Raw genomic sequence first — 17,034 nt, forward strand, 5'->3', positions numbered from 1 at the left:
GACGAACGAGGATAACTATTGGACGAGAATAGCTTGTGCCAGTTCAAGGTCGCTTGCATGAAGTTTTGGTTGGGTCCGGCGCAGGTAAACCAGGGCGGACTCCAGTTGCGCTCCACGCAATTGGCCGTCACTGGCAATGAATGACGCGGCATCATCCCTGGCAGCCAGCAGCAGCTTACGGTCGAAGGGGGCGGAGGTCACCATGCTGGTGGCGTAGCCTGAAGCCACGATGCCCTGGGTTGTCAGATCGAACGCATGCGCCGAAACGGCCCAGCAGGCAGTCATGAAGATCGGTGCAATCAATCGAAAGGTCAGAAAACGCATGAGACTCGACAGTGGAAAGCGAGTCCCAAGGCTAGCGCAACGCCCGGTCTAGAGCCAGCGCAGAAACATCGGGACACCTTGGGGCGTCCCGAGAGGAGAAAACGCTTAGATCGTCAGAATGGCCTGCGCCAGTTGCGCGTCGGTTGCGTTCAGCCCTGGCACCTGATGGCGGATGTGGTCGAGTGCACTTTCCAGTTTCACCCCACGAATGGCGCCTTCGCTGGCGACAAAACTGGCGGCGTCGTCACGTGCCGCACGCACGATCTTGTCATCGCGAAAGGACGAGGTGACATCCGAAGTGGCGTCGGACGTGGCCTTGAGTGCGCCGACGACGGCATCGGTGGTCACGATGAAGCTGGTGGCGTGGGAATTGGCAGCCATGGCTAGCAGGGCTGCAGCGCTGAGCAGACGAAGACGGGACATGGTGAAACTCCTTTGGATCTATCGATTGAGAGTGGCGCGGTATCTGTTGAGTCAGACGCCAGTCGCGCAGTCATCGCCACGTTCTGCCTTGATATTAGGCCCGTAGGCGCTGATTCGCACAGTCCCGTTTGTTTCCCAGAGCAAATCAGCGCCAGAACGGCTTGTCCAATTCCTGGTGGCGGTCTGAGTGAGTGATGCCCAGGTCTGAGATTTGACGGTCATTCAGTTGGGCCAGCAAACGCCGGGTTCTGGCTCTCTCAAGGCTGTTGGCCAGGGATCTGGCCAATCTTCGCGCCCAGGTAAAGGGGGCCTTGGATTGAGGTGCGGTGGCGGGAATATCCACAAAGTTGTTCATGGTGCAGTCCTTTTGCGGGCAGATCGGGATTTCATGATGATCCCGCCCGGTTTGCCAGGACAGACACACAAGCTTGAAATTGTACTGGTTCAGTTTCTACTAAAAGACAACTGTACCTATTATGAGATGTGCTTATTGTTTTGAAGTTTTTACTCCCCAAAACGACAAAACCCGCCGTGGTTTCCCACGACGGGTCTTGTTTGTTCAATTCGGGTGCTGGCGGTTGACCTTAAGGATCAGAGCCAGCGACGCTAACTTAGCGCCAGAACGGCTTGCTCAGCTCTTCGTAGCGTTGTGCTTCGCTAATCCCGGCGTCAGCCAGCAGACGCGAATCCAGACGAGCCAGTTGGTGGCGGCTGGAGATGCGGCGCTGCCACAGCATCAGGTTGGCGATAACGCGCAGAGGCATGGAAGCCTGGGTTTTTGCAGCGGTGTCTTCGAAGAACAGATCGGAACTGAGTGTACGTTCCATGGTTTTCATCCTTCCGCTTGTGGCGGGATTAGGTAGTGGTTTAACTGATGCCAATGATCCTCTCGTTTGGCCAGTCTCTGTAGATACAGTTCACCTGTATTGTGAGGGACCAGTTAACTGTTAAAGGGTGGTGTACTGGTCTAAATTGAGGCAACTGTACCTGTCTGCACTGATATGGCGCATTTTTCAGGTTTTTAGTCGGAAAGGTAGGTCATTGCGGTAGGAAAAGACCGGTACAGCAGTACAGTTTTAAGCATATTCCTGCTTGGTATTAGGCCGCTGACGAAACTGTGTTTACGTCAGCTGCCATCTGTACCAATCACACGGCGAGCATGTGTCCGGTTTCTTCCAGGTTCATGTGCCAGCTAAGTGCATCGCGCAGGATATGTGGTGTGTGTCCGCCGATGGCGCAAGCGGCAGTGAAGTAGTCGTTCAGCGCCTGGCGATAGTCCGGGTGCACACAGTTATCGATGATCACCCGCGCCCGCTCCCGCGGTGCCAGGCCACGCAAGTCCGCGAGACCGACCTCGGTCACCAGAATGTCGACGTCATGTTCAGTGTGGTCAACGTGGCTGACCATCGGCACCACGCTGGAAATCGCGCCGCCCTTGGCAATCGACTTGGTGACGAAGATCGCCAGGTGCGCGTTGCGCGCGAAGTCGCCCGAGCCGCCGATCCCGTTCATCATCCGTGTGCCGCAGACGTGGGTCGAGTTGACGTTGCCGTACAGGTCGAACTCCAGCGCCGTATTGATGCCAATGATGCCGAGCCGGCGCACCACTTCCGGGTGGTTGGAAATTTCCTGCGGGCGCAGGATCAGTTTGTCCTTGTAACGCTCCAGGTTGCCGAACACATCGGCGTTGCGCCGGCTCGACAAGGTGATCGAACTGCCCGAAGCAAAGCTCAGCTTGCCGGCGTCGATCAGGTCGAAGGTCGAGTCCTGCAACACTTCGGAGTACATGGTCAGGTCTTCGAACGGCGAATCGATCAGGCCGCACATCACCGAGTTGGCGATGGTGCCGATACCCGCCTGCAAGGGCCCAAGTTTGTTGGTCATGCGTCCCGCCGCCACTTCCTGCTTGAAGAAGTCGATCAGGTGGTCGGCGATGGCCTGGGTGTCGACATCCGGTGGCAGCACAGTCGAAGGTGAATCCGGCTGGTTGGTGATCACGATCGCGACGATCTTCTCCGGCGGGATCGGAATCGCGGTGCTGCCAATGCGATCGTCGACCTTCACCAGCGGGATCGGCGTGCGGGTCGGGCGATACGTCGGGATATAGATGTCGTGCAAACCTTCGAGGTTCGGGTTGTGCGCCAGGTTGATCTCGACGATCACGTGCTTGGCGAAAATCGCGAAGCTGGCCGAATTGCCCACGGACGTGGTCGGCACAATGTGGCCCTGCTCGGTAATCGCCACGGCCTCGATGACGGCGATGTCCGGCAGCTTCAGCTGCTGGTTGCGCAGTTGTTCCACGGTTTCCGAGAGGTGTTGATCGATGAACATCACTTCGCCGGCGTTAATCGCCTTGCGCAAAGTGCTGTCGACCTGGAATGGCATGCGTCGCGAAAGTACGCCGGCTTCGGTGAGCTGTTTGTCGAGGTCGTTGCCCAGGCTCGCGCCGGTCATCAAGGTGATTTTCAGCGGGGAAACCTTGGCGCGCTCGGCCAATGCATGAGGCACGGCTTTGGCTTCACCGGCGCGAGTGAAACCACTCATGCCGACGGTCATGCCGTCCTCAATCAGAGCGGCAGCGTCGGCGGCGCTCATCACCTTATCCAACAACGAAGGCAAGCGAATACGATCACGGTACATGGATGGTTATCTCGGGTAACGGAAGCAAGGTGTGCAGTTTATTGATTTGAAAAAAATCCGTCCCGCTACCATGGTCGAATGCGGAACCCTGATTTAGAGCCTTTGGTCGGGTTTCACGGGGCATAAAAAAACCCCAGCCTACTAAAGGCTGAGGTTTTGGGTATTGCGCTGGAGCAGTTTTTACTCGACGGCTTTAACCATGTCCTCGATGACTTTCTTGGCGTCGCCGAAGACCATCATGGTTTTGTCGAGGTAGAACAGTTCGTTGTCCAGGCCGGCATAACCGCTGGCCATCGAACGCTTGTTGACGATGATCGTCTTGGCCTTGAACGCTTCGAGGATCGGCATGCCGGCAATCGGCGATTTCGGATCGTTCTTCGCGGCCGGATTGACCACATCGTTGGCGCCGAGCACCAGCACCACGTCGGCCTGACCGAATTCGGAGTTGATGTCCTCCATCTCGAACACCTGGTCGTAAGGCACTTCGGCCTCGGCCAGCAGAACGTTCATGTGGCCAGGCATCCGGCCGGCAACCGGGTGGATCGCGTACTTCACGGTCACGCCGCGGTGGGTCAGCTTCTCGGTCAATTCCTTCAGCGCGTGCTGCGCACGAGCGACCGCCAGGCCGTAGCCCGGAACGATGATCACGGTGTCGGCGTTGGTCAGAAGGAAGGTCGCATCGTCAGCCGAACCGGATTTCACCGGGCGGGCTTCCTTGGCGCCGGCAGGACCAGCATCCGCCGTGTTGCCGAAACCACCGAGCAATACATTAAAGAAGGAACGGTTCATCGCCTTGCACATGATGTACGAGAGGATCGCACCGGACGAACCCACCAGCGAGCCAGCGATGATCAGCATCGAGTTGTTCAGCGAGAAGCCGATGCCCGCTGCCGCCCAGCCGGAATAGCTGTTGAGCATCGATACCACCACCGGCATGTCCGCGCCACCGATCGGGATGATGATCAGCACGCCCATCACGAAGGCCAGGGCCAGCATCAGCGCGAAGGCGCTGAGGTTGCCGGTCAGCATGAAGGTGATGCCCAGTGCCAGCGTCGCCAGACCCAGCAGCAGGTTCAGCTTGTGTTGGCCGCCGAACTGTACCGGTGCGCCCTGGAACAGGCGGAACTTGTACTTGCCCGATAGCTTGCCGAATGCGATCACCGAACCGGAGAAGGTGATTGCACCGATGGCGGCGCCGAGGAACAGTTCCAGACGGTTACCCGCCGGAATCGAATCGCCCAATTGCTTGACGATGCCCAGAGATTGCGGCTCAACAACAGCGGCAATCGCGATGAACACCGCGGCCAGACCAATCATGCTGTGCATGAAGGCGACCAGTTCCGGCATCTTGGTCATTTCCACGCGCTTGGCCATGATCGAACCGGCGGTGCCGCCGATCAGCAGACCGACGATGACGTAACCGATGCCCGCAGTGGCCAGCTCAGCGCCCAGCTTATAGATGAGGCCCACGGTGGTGAGAATCGCCAAGCCCATGCCGAGCATGCCGAACAGGTTGCCGCGACGCGACGTGGTCGGGTGCGACAGGCCTTTGAGGGCCTGGATGAAGCAGATGGACGCGATCAAGTAGAGCGTCGTTACAAGGTTCATGCTCATTACTTAGGCGCCTCTTCTTTTACGGCTTTCGGGGCTTTTTTCTTGAACATCTCAAGCATCCGGCGGGTCACCAGGAAGCCACCGAAGACGTTGACCGCCGCCAGTGCCACCGCGAGGGTGCCCATGGTCTTGCCCAGCGGGGTGACGGTCAGCGCTGCGGCGAGCATGGCGCCGACGATCACGATCGCCGAGATCGCGTTGGTCACCGCCATCAAAGGCGTGTGCAAGGCAGGTGTAACGTTCCAGACCACGTGATAACCGACATAAATCGCCAGCACGAAGATGATCAGGTTGTAGATACCGGGGGAGATAAGCTCTTCCATCGTCTGAATCCCTGCTTAGGCGTTTTTGCGGATGACTTGGCCGTCGCGGCACATCAGGCACGCGGCGACGATGTCGTCTTCGAGGTTGATCTCGAACTGGCCTTCCTTGTTGAAGACCAGCTTCAGGAAGTCCAGCAGGTTGCGTGCGTACAGGGCCGAAGCGTCTGCCGCGACTTCGCCGGCCAGGTTGGTCGGGCCGCAAATGGTCACGCCATTCTCGACCACCACCTGATCCGCCACGGTCAGCGGGCAGTTGCCACCCTGAGCGGCGGCGAGGTCGATGACCACGGAGCCCGGCTTCATCTGCGCGACGGTTTCCGCGCTGAGCAGCGTCGGCGCCTTGCGGCCCGGAATCAGTGCGGTGGTGATCACGATGTCAGCCTGCTTGGCGCGTTCGTGCACGGCCAGGGCCTGGCGCTGCATCCAGCTCGCCGGCATCGGACGGGCGTAACCACCGACACCGACGGCGCATTCGCGCTCTTCGTCGGTCTCGTAAGGTACGTCGACGAACTTGGCGCCAAGGGATTCGATCTGTTCTTTTACGGCAGGACGCACGTCAGACGCTTCGATCACCGCACCCAGACGTTTCGCCGTAGCGATCGCCTGCAAACCGGCCACACCGGCGCCGAGAATCAGCACGCGCGCCGCTTTCACGGTGCCCGCTGCTGTCATCAGCATCGGCATGAAGCGTGGATAGTGGTGAGCGGCCAGCAACACCGACTTGTAACCGGCGATGTTGGCTTGGGAGGACAACACATCAAGGCTCTGGGCGCGGGAAGTACGCGGCGCCGCTTCCAGTGCGAACGCGGTAATGCCGCACTCAGCCAGCTTGGCAATGGTTTCATTGCTGTACGGGTTGAGCATGCCGACCACAACAGTGCCGCTCTTGATCAGAGCAAGTTCGCTGTCGCTGGGGGCGACCACCTTGAGAATCAGCTCGGCACCAAACGCATCGTTGGCGCTGCCAATGGTTGCGCCTGCCGCTTCATAAGCACTGTCGACAACGCTGGCTTTTACGCCGGCGCCGCTTTGAACAGTGACCTTATGACCCTGGCCGATCAGCTTCTTGATGGTTTCCGGGGTTGCAGCAACCCGTGTTTCACCCGTCTGGGTTTCGAGAGGAACACCAATGTGCACGTCAAATCTCCTGCGTGATCTTATTGAGTAAACCCAGGCACTTCGGATGGTGCGGCTGGGGCGGCCGATCAGCACGATCCCGCCAAATCAGGGCGGGGCGCGGCATTTTGCAGGCGAACTTTGTGCCCTTCAAGGGATTATGACGGGTGACGGAAAATTAACTACAAGTCACCCCGTGACCGAATGTCGCAACCGACCAGCTCAATCCCTTGCAGGCCGTGCCTTGTAAGGATTCGGGCCGAATTTAAAGAATTTTCACATCGGCTCGGTGAATGAGGCGATATTGGTCGCGGATAGAGGCTGAAGGCCACGTCTTCAGGCGCTTGTGGGACGTTTGTACCGCTTCCCGATACAGTCTGCGAATATGCGACAAATACTTATATCTGTAGGGCTTTGAATTTACTGACTACGAGGTCAGATAATCGATTAAAGCCTTTATCCTTCTAAGCTGTAGCTCTGTGCCTGATTCACCAGCCAGTCGCGAAAAGCCTTCAATGACGCAGATTCGACCTTTCGCTCAGGAATCATCAAGTAATACGCCTTGATGCTGGACAGCGCCTGAACGTTGGCAATCACCAGTCGCTTCTCCGCCAGTTCTCGCTGAATCAGGAACGGTGGGATCAAGGCGACCCCCATGTCATGCATCGCCGCCTGGGCAAGCATGGAGAATAGCTCGTAGCGCGGGCCTGTCATGTCGCGCGGGATATTCAGGTGCTGCGAGTTGAACCATTGGCGCCAGGCGTAAGGTCGAGTGGTTTGTTGCAGCAAGGGCAGTTCGGCAATTTCAGCGGGTGTGAGGTTTGTCTTTTTCCCCAGTAGGCTGGGGCTGCACACCGGCATCGGATTTTCGCCCATCAGCCTGTGGGATTCAGTCCCTGACCAATCCGCGTCTCCGAAGTAGATCGCTGCATCGAAGTCTGTGTCGGCAAACAGGAAGGGGCGCGTGCGGTTGGTGAGGTTGACCGTCACCTCCGGGTGCTTTTGCTGGAAGTCCTTGAGCCGTGGCAGTAGCCACTGAGTGCCGAAGGTCGGCACGACCGCCAGTTCAATCACATTTGTGCCCTGCTGGCCCATCACCGACAGGGTGTCGCGTTCAACGGCATCCAGTTGGGTGGCGACCCTGCGGCTGTAGGAAAGACCGGCTTCGGTCAGCTTCACGCCGCGTCTTGAGCGTCGGAACAATTCCACGCTCAGGAACTCCTCGAGGCTGGCGATCTGTCGGCAAATCGCTCCCTGGGTAAGTGAAAGTTCCTGGGCTGCCTTGGTGAAGCTCTCGTGGCGCGCGGCCGCCTCAAAGCTGATCAAAGCCGCTGTGCTGGGTATTTTTCTGCGCATGTACATCAACCTCACTAATACATCGCATAAAAGCTGTTTCGCGACGTTACGGAGTGAGAAATTAGCACAACAGTATGCAAAATCCTCGTTTGCGGTGGCGCCGAACCGGGCCTAGGATCAGTCCACGTTATTTGACCCGATTCGAGAGGACACACTCATGGGCGGTAAAGCTAGCTTCAACTGGATCGATCCCCTGCTGCTGGATCAACAGCTCACCGAAGAAGAGCGCATGATTCGCGACACCGCCGAGCAATTCGCTCAGCAAAAGCTCGCGCCGCGTGTTCTTGAAGCTTTCCGCCATGAAAAGACCGATCCGGCGATTTTCCGTGAGATGGGTGAAGTGGGTCTTCTGGGCGCAACCATCCCTGAGCAGTACGGCGGCAGTGGTCTGAACTACGTCAGCTACGGTTTGATCGCTCGCGAAGTCGAGCGCGTCGACTCGGGTTATCGCTCGATGATGAGCGTGCAGTCCTCTTTGGTGATGGTGCCGATCAACGAATTCGGCACTGAAGCGCAAAAGCAGAAGTACCTGCCAAAGCTTGCAACCGGTGAGTGGATTGGCTGCTTCGGTCTGACCGAGCCGAACCACGGTTCCGACCCGGGCGCGATGATTACTCGTGCACGTAAGGTGGAAGGCGGCTACAGCCTGACCGGCAGCAAGATGTGGATCACCAACAGCCCGATCGCCGATGTGTTCGTGGTCTGGGGCAAGGACGATGCCGGCGACATCCGTGGCTTCGTGCTGGAAAAGGGCTGGAAAGGCCTCAGCGCTCCGGCGATTCACGGCAAGGTCGGTCTGCGTGCGTCCATCACCGGTGAAATCGTCATGGACAACGTGTTTGTCCCTGAAGAGAACATCTTCCCTGACGTCCGTGGTTTGAAAGGCCCTTTTACCTGCCTTAACTCCGCTCGTTACGGCATTTCCTGGGGCGCTCTGGGCGCTGCCGAGTTCTGCTGGCACACCGCTCGCCAGTACACCTTGGACCGTCAGCAGTTCGGTCGTCCATTGGCGGCTACCCAGCTGATCCAGAAGAAGCTGGCCGACATGCAGACCGAGATCACTCTGGCGCTGCAAGGCTGCCTGCGGCTGGGTCGCATGAAGGATGAAGGTACTGCGGCAGTCGAGATCACTTCGATGATGAAGCGCAACTCCTGCGGCAAGTCCCTGGACATCGCCCGGATGGCGCGTGACATGTTGGGCGGTAACGGTATCTCCGATGAGTTCGGCGTGGCCCGTCATCTGGTCAACCTGGAAGTGGTGAACACCTATGAGGGGACGCATGACGTCCATGCGCTGATCCTCGGTCGTGCGCAGACCGGCCTTCAAGCGTTCTATTAATAGGAGAACGCCATGGGCGCGCTTTCGCATCTACGGGTACTGGATTTATCGCGGGTGCTGGCCGGGCCGTGGTCCGGGCAGATCCTGGCGGACCTTGGCGCTGAGGTGATCAAGGTCGAGCGTCCGGGCAATGGCGATGACACGCGCGCCTGGGGGCCTCCTTTCCTTAAGGACGCCTATGGCGAGAACACCAGCGAGGCCGCCTATTACCTGTCGGCCAATCGCAACAAGCAATCGGTCACCATCGACTTCACGCGCCCGGAAGGGCAGAAGCTGGTGCGTGAGCTGGCCGCCAAGTCAGACATCCTGATCGAGAACTTCAAGGTGGGTGGTCTGGCGGCTTATGGGCTGGACTATGAGTCGCTCAAGGCGATCAATCCGAACCTGATCTATTGCTCGATTACCGGGTTTGGCCAGACCGGGCCGTACGCCAAGCGTGCGGGTTATGACTTCATGATTCAGGGCCTGGGTGGCCTGATGAGTCTTACGGGTCGCCCGGAAGGTGATGAGGGTGCCGGACCGGTGAAAGTCGGTGTGGCACTGACGGATATTCTCACTGGGCTTTATTCGACGGTGGCGATCCTGGCAGCGCTTGCGCATCGGGATCATGACGGTGGCGGTCAGCATATCGATATGGCGTTGCTGGATGTCCAGGTCGCGTGCCTCGCTAACCAGGCGATGAACTACCTGACGACGGGCAATGCGCCAAAGCGTCTCGGTAATGCGCATCCGAATATCGTGCCTTATCAGGATTTTCCTACGGCAGATGGCGATTTCATCCTTACCGTGGGTAATGACGGGCAATTCCGTAAGTTTGCAGAGGTGGCCGGTCAGCCGCAGTGGGCGGATGATCCGCGTTTTGCCACCAACAAGTTGCGCGTGGCGAACCGGGCGGTACTGATTCCGTTGATTCGCCAGGCGACGGTGTTCAAGACCACCGCTGAATGGGTGTCGCAACTGGAGCAGGCCGGCGTGCCGTGTGGCCCGATCAATGACCTGGCGCAGATGTTCGCTGATCCTCAGGTGAAGGCGCGGGGGTTGGCGATCGAGCTGCCTCATGTGTTGGCCGGGGTGGTGCCGCAGGTAGCAAGCCCGATTCGTCTGTCCGAAACGCCTGTGGAGTACCGTAATGCGCCGCCTTTATTGGGGGAGCATACGTCGGAGGTGTTGCAGCGCGTGTTGGGGCTGGACGCTACCGCGGTGATCTCTCTTAAAGAGGCAGGGGTTCTTTAAGGGGTTCTTCTATATAGAGGCGTGTTTTCGCTTCTCTATATAGAGAGAATCGGGCTGTTTTTCGGGTTTCTGCAAGTTATTGATAGAAAAGCCAAATCAGGGGTTGACGGCAGATTCTGGAAGTCTATAATTCGCCCCACTTCCGGCGCAGTCGAAACGGAAAACTCCTTGGTAAACAATGAGTTACGCAGTTTTCGACGGCGAGTTGCTTCAGGTCATCGAAGCCCAGAAGGAGTCGGTCAGGCGGTGTTGTAAGGCTTGATGGGCGGTTCGATCTTCTCGGTCGAAAGCGGAGAAAAAGAGGTGTTGACAGCAGCGAGTAACGCTGTAGAATTCGCCTCCCGCTAACGAGAGATCGGAAGCGCAAGTGGTTGAAGTTGCAAAGGAAACTTTGAAAACTTCTGAAAATAACCGCTTGACAGCAACAGAGGCTGCTGTAGAATGCGCGCCTCGGTTGAGACGAAAGATCTTAACCAACCGCTCTTTAACAACTGAATCAAGCAATTCGTGTGGGTGCTTGTGGAGTCAGACTGATAGTCAACAAGATTATCAGCATCACAAGTTACTCCGCGAGAAATCAAAGATGTAACCAACGATTGCTGAGCCAAGTTTAGGGTTTCTTAAAAACCCAAAGATGTTTGAACTGAAGAGTTTGATCATGGCTCAGATTGAACGCTGGCGGCAGGCCTAACACATGCAAGTCGAGCGGTAGAGAGAAGCTTGCTTCTCTTGAGAGCGGCGGACGGGTGAGTAATGCCTAGGAATCTGCCTGGTAGTGGGGGATAACGTTCGGAAACGGACGCTAATACCGCATACGTCCTACGGGAGAAAGCAGGGGACCTTCGGGCCTTGCGCTATCAGATGAGCCTAGGTCGGATTAGCTAGTTGGTGAGGTAATGGCTCACCAAGGCGACGATCCGTAACTGGTCTGAGAGGATGATCAGTCACACTGGAACTGAGACACGGTCCAGACTCCTACGGGAGGCAGCAGTGGGGAATATTGGACAATGGGCGAAAGCCTGATCCAGCCATGCCGCGTGTGTGAAGAAGGTCTTCGGATTGTAAAGCACTTTAAGTTGGGAGGAAGGGCAGTAAATTAATACTTTGCTGTTTTGACGTTACCGACAGAATAAGCACCGGCTAACTCTGTGCCAGCAGCCGCGGTAATACAGAGGGTGCAAGCGTTAATCGGAATTACTGGGCGTAAAGCGCGCGTAGGTGGTTTGTTAAGTTGGATGTGAAAGCCCCGGGCTCAACCTGGGAACTGCATTCAAAACTGACAAGCTAGAGTATGGTAGAGGGTGGTGGAATTTCCTGTGTAGCGGTGAAATGCGTAGATATAGGAAGGAACACCAGTGGCGAAGGCGACCACCTGGACTGATACTGACACTGAGGTGCGAAAGCGTGGGGAGCAAACAGGATTAGATACCCTGGTAGTCCACGCCGTAAACGATGTCAACTAGCCGTTGGGAGCCTTGAGCTCTTAGTGGCGCAGCTAACGCATTAAGTTGACCGCCTGGGGAGTACGGCCGCAAGGTTAAAACTCAAATGAATTGACGGGGGCCCGCACAAGCGGTGGAGCATGTGGTTTAATTCGAAGCAACGCGAAGAACCTTACCAGGCCTTGACATCCAATGAACTTTCCAGAGATGGATTGGTGCCTTCGGGAACATTGAGACAGGTGCTGCATGGCTGTCGTCAGCTCGTGTCGTGAGATGTTGGGTTAAGTCCCGTAACGAGCGCAACCCTTGTCCTTAGTTACCAGCACGTAATGGTGGGCACTCTAAGGAGACTGCCGGTGACAAACCGGAGGAAGGTGGGGATGACGTCAAGTCATCATGGCCCTTACGGCCTGGGCTACACACGTGCTACAATGGTCGGTACAGAGGGTTGCCAAGCCGCGAGGTGGAGCTAATCCCATAAAACCGATCGTAGTCCGGATCGCAGTCTGCAACTCGACTGCGTGAAGTCGGAATCGCTAGTAATCGCGAATCAGAATGTCGCGGTGAATACGTTCCCGGGCCTTGTACACACCGCCCGTCACACCATGGGAGTGGGTTGCACCAGAAGTAGCTAGTCTAACCTTCGGGAGGACGGTTACCACGGTGTGATTCATGACTGGGGTGAAGTCGTAACAAGGTAGCCGTAGGGGAACCTGCGGCTGGATCACCTCCTTAATCGACGACATCAGCTGCTCCATAAGTTCCCACACGAATTGCTTGATTCATTGAAGAAGACGATAAGAAGCAGCCCGAAATTGGGTCTGTAGCTCAGTTGGTTAGAGCGCACCCCTGATAAGGGTGAGGTCGGCAGTTCGAATCTGCCCAGACCCACCAATTTTTGTGTGGGATCCTGTAGCAATACGGGGCCATAGCTCAGCTGGGAGAGCGCCTGCCTTGCACGCAGGAGGTCAACGGTTCGATCCCGTTTGGCTCCACCACTACTGCTTCTGTTTGTTGAAAGCTTAGAAATGAGCATTCCATGGTGACATGGTGAATGTTGATTTCTAGTCTTTGGCTAGATCGTTCTTTAAAAATTTGGGTATGTGATAGAAAGATAGACTGAACGTTACTTTCACTGGTAACGGATCAGGCTAAGGTAAAATTTGTGAGTTTAATCGCGAATTTTCGGCGAATGTCGTCTTCACAGTATAACCAGATTGCTTGGGGTTATATGGTCAAGTGAAGAAGCGCATACGGTGGATGCCTTGGCAGTCAGAGGCGATGAAAGACGTGGTAGCCTGCGAAAAGCTTCGGGGAGTCGGCAAACAGACTTTGATCCGGAGATGTCTGAATGGGGGAACCCACCTAACATAAGTTAGGTATCTTAAGCTGAATACATAGGCTTAAGAAGCGAACCAGGGGAACTGAAACATCTAAGTACCCTGAGGAAAAGAAATCAACCGAGATTCCCTTAGTAGTGGCGAGCGAACGGGGACTAGCCCTTAAGTGGCTTTGAGATTAGCGGAACGCTCTGGAAAGTGCGGCCATAGTGGGTGATAGCCCTGTACGCGAAAATCTCTTAGTCATGAAATCGAGTAGGACGGAGCACGAGAAACTTTGTCTGAATATGGGGGGACCATCCTCCAAGGCTAAATACTACTGACTGACCGATAGTGAACTAGTACCGTGAGGGAAAGGCGAAAAGAACCCCGGAGAGGGGAGTGAAATAGATCCTGAAACCGTATGCGTACAAGCAGTGGGAGCCCACTTTGTTGGGTGACTGCGTACCTTTTGTATAATGGGTCAGCGACTTATTTTCAGTGGCGAGCTTAACCGAATAGGGGAGGCGTAGCGAAAGCGAGTCTTAATAGGGCGTCTAGTCGCTGGGAATAGACCCGAAACCGGGCGATCTATCCATGGGCAGGTTGAAGGTTGGGTAACACTAACTGGAGGACCGAACCGACTACCGTTGAAAAGTTAGCGGATGACCTGTGGATCGGAGTGAAAGGCTAATCAAGCTCGGAGATAGCTGGTTCTCCTCGAAAGCTATTTAGGTAGCGCCTCATGTATCACTGTAGGGGGTAGAGCACTGTTTCGGCTAGGGGGTCATCCCGACTTACCAAACCGATGCAAACTCCGAATACCTACAAGTGCCGAGCATGGGAGACACACGGCGGGTGCTAACGTCCGTCGTGAAAAGGGAAACAACCCAGACCGTCAGCTAAGGTCCCAAAGTTATGGTTAAGTGGGAAACGATGTGGGAAGGCTTAGACAGCTAGGAGGTTGGCTTAGAAGCAGCCACCCTTTAAAGAAAGCGTAATAGCTCACTAGTCGAGTCGGCCTGCGCGGAAGATGTAACGGGGCTCAAACCATACACCGAAGCTACGGGTATCACTTAGGTGATGCGGTAGAGGAGCGTTCTGTAAGCCTGTGAAGGTGAGTTGAGAAGCTTGCTGGAGGTATCAGAAGTGCGAATGCTGACATGAGTAACGACAATGGGTGTGAAAAACACCCACGCCGAAAGACCAAGGTTTCCTGCGCAACGTTAATCGACGCAGGGTTAGTCGGTCCCTAAGGCGAGGCTGAAAAGCGTAGTCGATGGAAAACAGGTTAATATTCCTGTACTTCTGGTTATTGCGATGGAGGGACGGAGAAGGCTAGGCCAGCTTGGCGTTGGTTGTCCAAGTTTAAGGTGGTAGGCTGGAATCTTAGGTAAATCCGGGATTCTAAGGCCGAGAGCTGATGACGAGTGTTCTTTTAGAACACGAAGTGGTTGATGCCATGCTTCCAAGAAAAGCTTCTAAGCTTCAGGTAACCAGGAACCGTACCCCAAACCGACACAGGTGGTTGGGTAGAGAATACCAAGGCGCTTGAGAGAACTCGGGTGAAGGAACTAGGCAAAATGGCACCGTAACTTCGGGAGAAGGTGCGCCGGTGAGGGTGAAGGACTTGCTCCGTAAGCTCATGCCGGTCGAAGATACCAGGCCGCTGCGACTGTTTATTAAAAACACAGCACTCTGCAAACACGAAAGTGGACGTATAGGGTGTGACGCCTGCCCGGTGCCGGAAGGTTAATTGATGGGGTTAGCTAACGCGAAGCTCTTGATCGAAGCCCCGGTAAACGGCGGCCGTAACTATAACGGTCCTAAGGTAGCGAAATTCCTTGTCGGGTAAGTTCCGACCTGCACGAATGGCGTAACGATGGCGGCGCTGTCTCCACCCGAGACTCAGTGAAATTGAAATCGCTGTGAAGATGCAGTGTATCCGCGGCTAGACGGAAAGACCCCGTGAACCTTTACTATAGCTTTGCACTGGACTTTGAATTTGCTTGTGTAGGATAGGTGGGAGGCTTTGAAGCGTGGACGCCAGTTCGCGTGGAGCCATCCTTGAAATACCACCCTGGCAACTTTGAGGTTCTAACTCAGGTCCGTTATCCGGATCGAGGACAGTGTATGGTGGGTAGTTTGACTGGGGCGGTCTCCTCCTAAAGAGTAACGGAGGAGTACGAAGGTGCGCTCAGACCGGTCGGAAATCGGTCGTAGAGTATAAAGGCAAAAGCGCGCTTGACTGCGAGACAGACACGTCGAGCAGGTACGAAAGTAGGTCTTAGTGATCCGGTGGTTCTGTATGGAAGGGCCATCGCTCAACGGATAAAAGGTACTCCGGGGATAACAGGCTGATACCGCCCAAGAGTTCATATCGACGGCGGTGTTTGGCACCTCGATGTCGGCTCATCACATCCTGGGGCTGAAGCCGGTCCCAAGGGTATGGCTGTTCGCCATTTAAAGTGGTACGCGAGCTGGGTTTAGAACGTCGTGAGACAGTTCGGTCCCTATCTGCCGTGGACGTTTGAGATTTGAGAGGGGCTGCTCCTAGTACGAGAGGACCGGAGTGGACGAACCTCTGGTGTTCCGGTTGTCACGCCAGTGGCATTGCCGGGTAGCTATGTTCGGAATAGATAACCGCTGAAAGCATCTAAGCGGGAAACTAGCCTCAAGATGAGATCTCACTGGGACCTTGAGTCCCCTGAAGGGCCGTCGAAGACTACGACGTTGATAGGTTGGGTGTGTAAGCGCTGTGAGGCGTTGAGCTAACCAATACTAATTGCCCGTGAGGCTTGACCATATAACACCCAAGCAATTTGCAAGCTTTGAGCTGAAAAGCGAAAGAGCACCAGATTGCGGTGTGTGAAGACGAAACGAACCGAAAGTTCGAGAAACAAACACACAAACTATCGCATACCCAATTCGCTGGAACGTCGCAAGACGCGTCAGCTCAAGAATTTCTTGACGACCATAGAGCATTGGAACCACCTGATCCCATCCCGAACTCAGCAGTGAAACGATGCATCGCCGATGGTAGTGTGGGGTTTCCCCATGTGAGAGTAGGTCATCGTCAAGATTAAATTCCGAAACCCCAATTGCGAAAGCAGTTGGGGTTTTGTTTTAGTAGAAGTCACCAATTTTGCTGGCACGTTACTCCGTAACGGGCTGGTCACAGAATTTCTTGACGACCATAGAGCATTGGAACCACCTGATCCCATCCCGAACTCAGCAGTGAAACGATGCATCGCCGATGGTAGTGTGGGGTTTCCCCATGTGAGAGTAGGTCATCGTCAAGATTGAATTCCGAAACCCCTGTCTGCTAACGCAGACAGGGGTTTTGTCGTTTCAGGCCCCCTAACATCCCGACAGCTCGATGGGAGGGATAACGTGGAAGCAGGCTGATGGTCCTGTCACCCCCACGCTGAAGCTTTAAACGAACAACTTCAAAACATTACCCATCGCATCATCGGCAAACCCCTGCACAAAATCCTTGAACCCCGGCAGCGCCTCCGTGCCGCCGGAGGCCGGTTCGGCGATGATGGTCCAGGTCGCCCGGGACTTGCCCACACCGAGCGCCTCAACGGTCATCGACGCCCACAATTGAGCGACACCCAGCGTGTTGTAGATCGTGGTCCAGGTCATGTATCGCGCCTGGTCATCCCGTGAATTGAGTTGCTCGACCACCAGGTTGCCGTCCTTGAAGAATTTCTTGCGCAGGGACGACACGCCGTCGCCCGTCATCTCGATGTGCGAGAGCGCCGGGATGAAGCGATCGAAACCCGCAAAGTTGCCAACCACCGCCCAGACGGCTGCGGCATCCGCCGGCACCTCCACCGAAGACACGACGAGGCAGCCTTGAGGGTTCTTGATCAGGGTATCGGGTTGCAGAGTACTCATGG

General features: G+C 55.8%; 12 protein-coding genes, 2 tRNA genes and 4 rRNA genes. 8 read left to right on the forward strand and 10 right to left on the reverse strand.

The window, feature by feature from the left end; genetic code table 11:
- Positions 1 to 15: 15 nt before the first annotated feature.
- The 9 genes from ACF6ZU_RS13290 to ACF6ZU_RS13330 form a co-directional block, all read right to left on the reverse strand.
- A complete protein-coding gene (locus ACF6ZU_RS13290) occupies positions 16 to 324 on the reverse strand; it encodes a DUF2388 domain-containing protein (RefSeq protein WP_392893112.1) in 309 nt (102 codons plus the stop codon).
- Between the two features lie 105 nt (positions 325 to 429).
- Positions 430 to 747, reverse strand: a complete 318-nt coding sequence (locus ACF6ZU_RS13295) for a DUF2388 domain-containing protein (protein WP_392893114.1) — start codon at positions 745 to 747, stop codon at positions 430 to 432.
- A gap of 145 nt (positions 748 to 892) precedes the next feature.
- Positions 893 to 1,102 carry a DUF1127 domain-containing protein gene (locus tag ACF6ZU_RS13300; RefSeq protein WP_392893116.1) on the reverse strand — a complete coding sequence of 70 codons (210 nt, stop codon included), beginning with the start codon at positions 1,100 to 1,102 and terminating at the stop codon, positions 893 to 895.
- A gap of 256 nt (positions 1,103 to 1,358) precedes the next feature.
- Positions 1,359 to 1,511, reverse strand: coding sequence for a DUF1127 domain-containing protein (locus tag ACF6ZU_RS13305; RefSeq protein ID WP_370694728.1), 153 nt, complete (start codon positions 1,509 to 1,511; stop codon positions 1,359 to 1,361).
- A 382-nt stretch (positions 1,512 to 1,893) separates the two neighbouring features.
- Positions 1,894 to 3,387 carry an acetyl-CoA hydrolase/transferase family protein gene (locus ACF6ZU_RS13310; protein ID WP_392893118.1) on the reverse strand — a complete coding sequence of 498 codons (1,494 nt, stop codon included), beginning with the start codon at positions 3,385 to 3,387 and terminating at the stop codon, positions 1,894 to 1,896.
- Between the two features lie 180 nt (positions 3,388 to 3,567).
- Positions 3,568 to 5,001, reverse strand: coding sequence for an NAD(P)(+) transhydrogenase (Re/Si-specific) subunit beta (locus tag ACF6ZU_RS13315; RefSeq protein WP_392893121.1), 1,434 nt, complete (start codon positions 4,999 to 5,001; stop codon positions 3,568 to 3,570).
- A complete protein-coding gene (locus tag ACF6ZU_RS13320; protein WP_003187010.1) occupies positions 5,001 to 5,324 on the reverse strand; it encodes an NAD(P) transhydrogenase subunit alpha in 324 nt (107 codons plus the stop codon). Before ACF6ZU_RS13320 ends, ACF6ZU_RS13315 begins: the two co-directional genes overlap by 1 nt.
- A gap of 15 nt (positions 5,325 to 5,339) precedes the next feature.
- Positions 5,340 to 6,461: a Re/Si-specific NAD(P)(+) transhydrogenase subunit alpha gene (locus ACF6ZU_RS13325; protein WP_392893126.1), complete on the reverse strand. Its 1,122-nt coding sequence runs from the start codon at positions 6,459 to 6,461 to the stop codon at positions 5,340 to 5,342.
- 435 nt (positions 6,462 to 6,896) lie between these two features.
- Complete coding sequence (locus ACF6ZU_RS13330) at positions 6,897 to 7,796, reverse strand: LysR family transcriptional regulator (RefSeq protein WP_392893128.1); 900 nt, start codon at positions 7,794 to 7,796, stop codon at positions 6,897 to 6,899.
- A gap of 157 nt (positions 7,797 to 7,953) precedes the next feature.
- Between ACF6ZU_RS13330 and ACF6ZU_RS13335 the strand changes: the two genes are divergently transcribed.
- From ACF6ZU_RS13335 to rrf (ACF6ZU_RS13370), 8 genes are all read left to right on the forward strand, one after another.
- On the forward strand, positions 7,954 to 9,135 hold the full coding sequence (locus ACF6ZU_RS13335) for an acyl-CoA dehydrogenase (RefSeq protein ID WP_392893130.1): 1,182 nt from the start codon (positions 7,954 to 7,956) through the stop codon (positions 9,133 to 9,135).
- Between the two features lie 12 nt (positions 9,136 to 9,147).
- Entirely contained in the window at positions 9,148 to 10,368 is a 1,221-nt protein-coding gene (locus ACF6ZU_RS13340; RefSeq protein WP_392893132.1) for a CaiB/BaiF CoA transferase family protein, read from the forward strand.
- A 640-nt stretch (positions 10,369 to 11,008) separates the two neighbouring features.
- A 16S ribosomal RNA gene (locus ACF6ZU_RS13345) occupies positions 11,009 to 12,545 on the forward strand.
- Positions 12,546 to 12,627: 82 nt separating this feature from the next.
- A tRNA-Ile gene (locus tag ACF6ZU_RS13350) sits at positions 12,628 to 12,704 on the forward strand.
- 28 nt (positions 12,705 to 12,732) lie between these two features.
- Positions 12,733 to 12,808: transfer RNA gene (locus ACF6ZU_RS13355), tRNA-Ala, on the forward strand.
- 235 nt (positions 12,809 to 13,043) lie between these two features.
- Positions 13,044 to 15,935, forward strand: a 23S ribosomal RNA gene (locus ACF6ZU_RS13360).
- Positions 15,936 to 16,095: 160 nt separating this feature from the next.
- Positions 16,096 to 16,211: ribosomal RNA gene (rrf, locus tag ACF6ZU_RS13365) — 5S ribosomal RNA — on the forward strand.
- 104 nt (positions 16,212 to 16,315) lie between these two features.
- A 5S ribosomal RNA gene (rrf, locus tag ACF6ZU_RS13370) occupies positions 16,316 to 16,431 on the forward strand.
- The 16S, 23S and 5S rRNA genes sit together here with 2 tRNA genes alongside, the layout of an rRNA operon.
- A gap of 133 nt (positions 16,432 to 16,564) precedes the next feature.
- On the opposite strand, the gene ACF6ZU_RS13375 is transcribed toward rrf (ACF6ZU_RS13370), so the two are convergent.
- On the reverse strand, positions 16,565 to 17,032 hold the full coding sequence (locus ACF6ZU_RS13375; RefSeq protein ID WP_392893134.1) for an SRPBCC family protein: 468 nt from the start codon (positions 17,030 to 17,032) through the stop codon (positions 16,565 to 16,567).
- Between the last annotated feature and the right edge of the window lie 2 nt (positions 17,033 to 17,034).

The organism is Pseudomonas migulae (assembly GCF_043225285.1).
Lineage (GTDB): Bacteria > Pseudomonadota > Gammaproteobacteria > Pseudomonadales > Pseudomonadaceae > Aquipseudomonas > Aquipseudomonas migulae_C.

Bases quoted from the DNA above. Each gene is read 5' to 3' on its own strand.
- ACF6ZU_RS13290 (WP_392893112.1), bottom strand. From the start codon at position 324: ATGCGTTTTCTGACCTTTCGATTGATTGCACCGATCTTCATGACTGCC.
- ACF6ZU_RS13295 (WP_392893114.1), bottom strand. From the start codon at position 747: ATGTCCCGTCTTCGTCTGCTCAGCGCTGCAGCCCTGCTAGCCATGGCT.
- ACF6ZU_RS13300 (WP_392893116.1), bottom strand. From the start codon at position 1,102: ATGAACAACTTTGTGGATATTCCCGCCACCGCACCTCAATCCAAGGCC.
- ACF6ZU_RS13305 (WP_370694728.1), bottom strand. From the start codon at position 1,511: ATGCCTCTGCGCGTTATCGCCAACCTGATGCTGTGGCAGCGCCGCATC.
- ACF6ZU_RS13310 (WP_392893118.1), bottom strand. From the start codon at position 3,387: ATGTACCGTGATCGTATTCGCTTGCCTTCGTTGTTGGATAAGGTGATG.
- ACF6ZU_RS13315 (WP_392893121.1), bottom strand. From the start codon at position 5,001: ATGAGCATGAACCTTGTAACGACGCTCTACTTGATCGCGTCCATCTGC.
- ACF6ZU_RS13320 (WP_003187010.1), bottom strand. From the start codon at position 5,324: ATGGAAGAGCTTATCTCCCCCGGTATCTACAACCTGATCATCTTCGTG.
- ACF6ZU_RS13330 (WP_392893128.1), bottom strand. From the start codon at position 7,796: ATGCGCAGAAAAATACCCAGCACAGCGGCTTTGATCAGCTTTGAGGCG.
- ACF6ZU_RS13335 (WP_392893130.1), top strand. From the start codon at position 7,954: ATGGGCGGTAAAGCTAGCTTCAACTGGATCGATCCCCTGCTGCTGGAT.
- ACF6ZU_RS13340 (WP_392893132.1), top strand. From the start codon at position 9,148: ATGGGCGCGCTTTCGCATCTACGGGTACTGGATTTATCGCGGGTGCTG.
- ACF6ZU_RS13375 (WP_392893134.1), bottom strand. From the start codon at position 17,032: ATGAGTACTCTGCAACCCGATACCCTGATCAAGAACCCTCAAGGCTGC.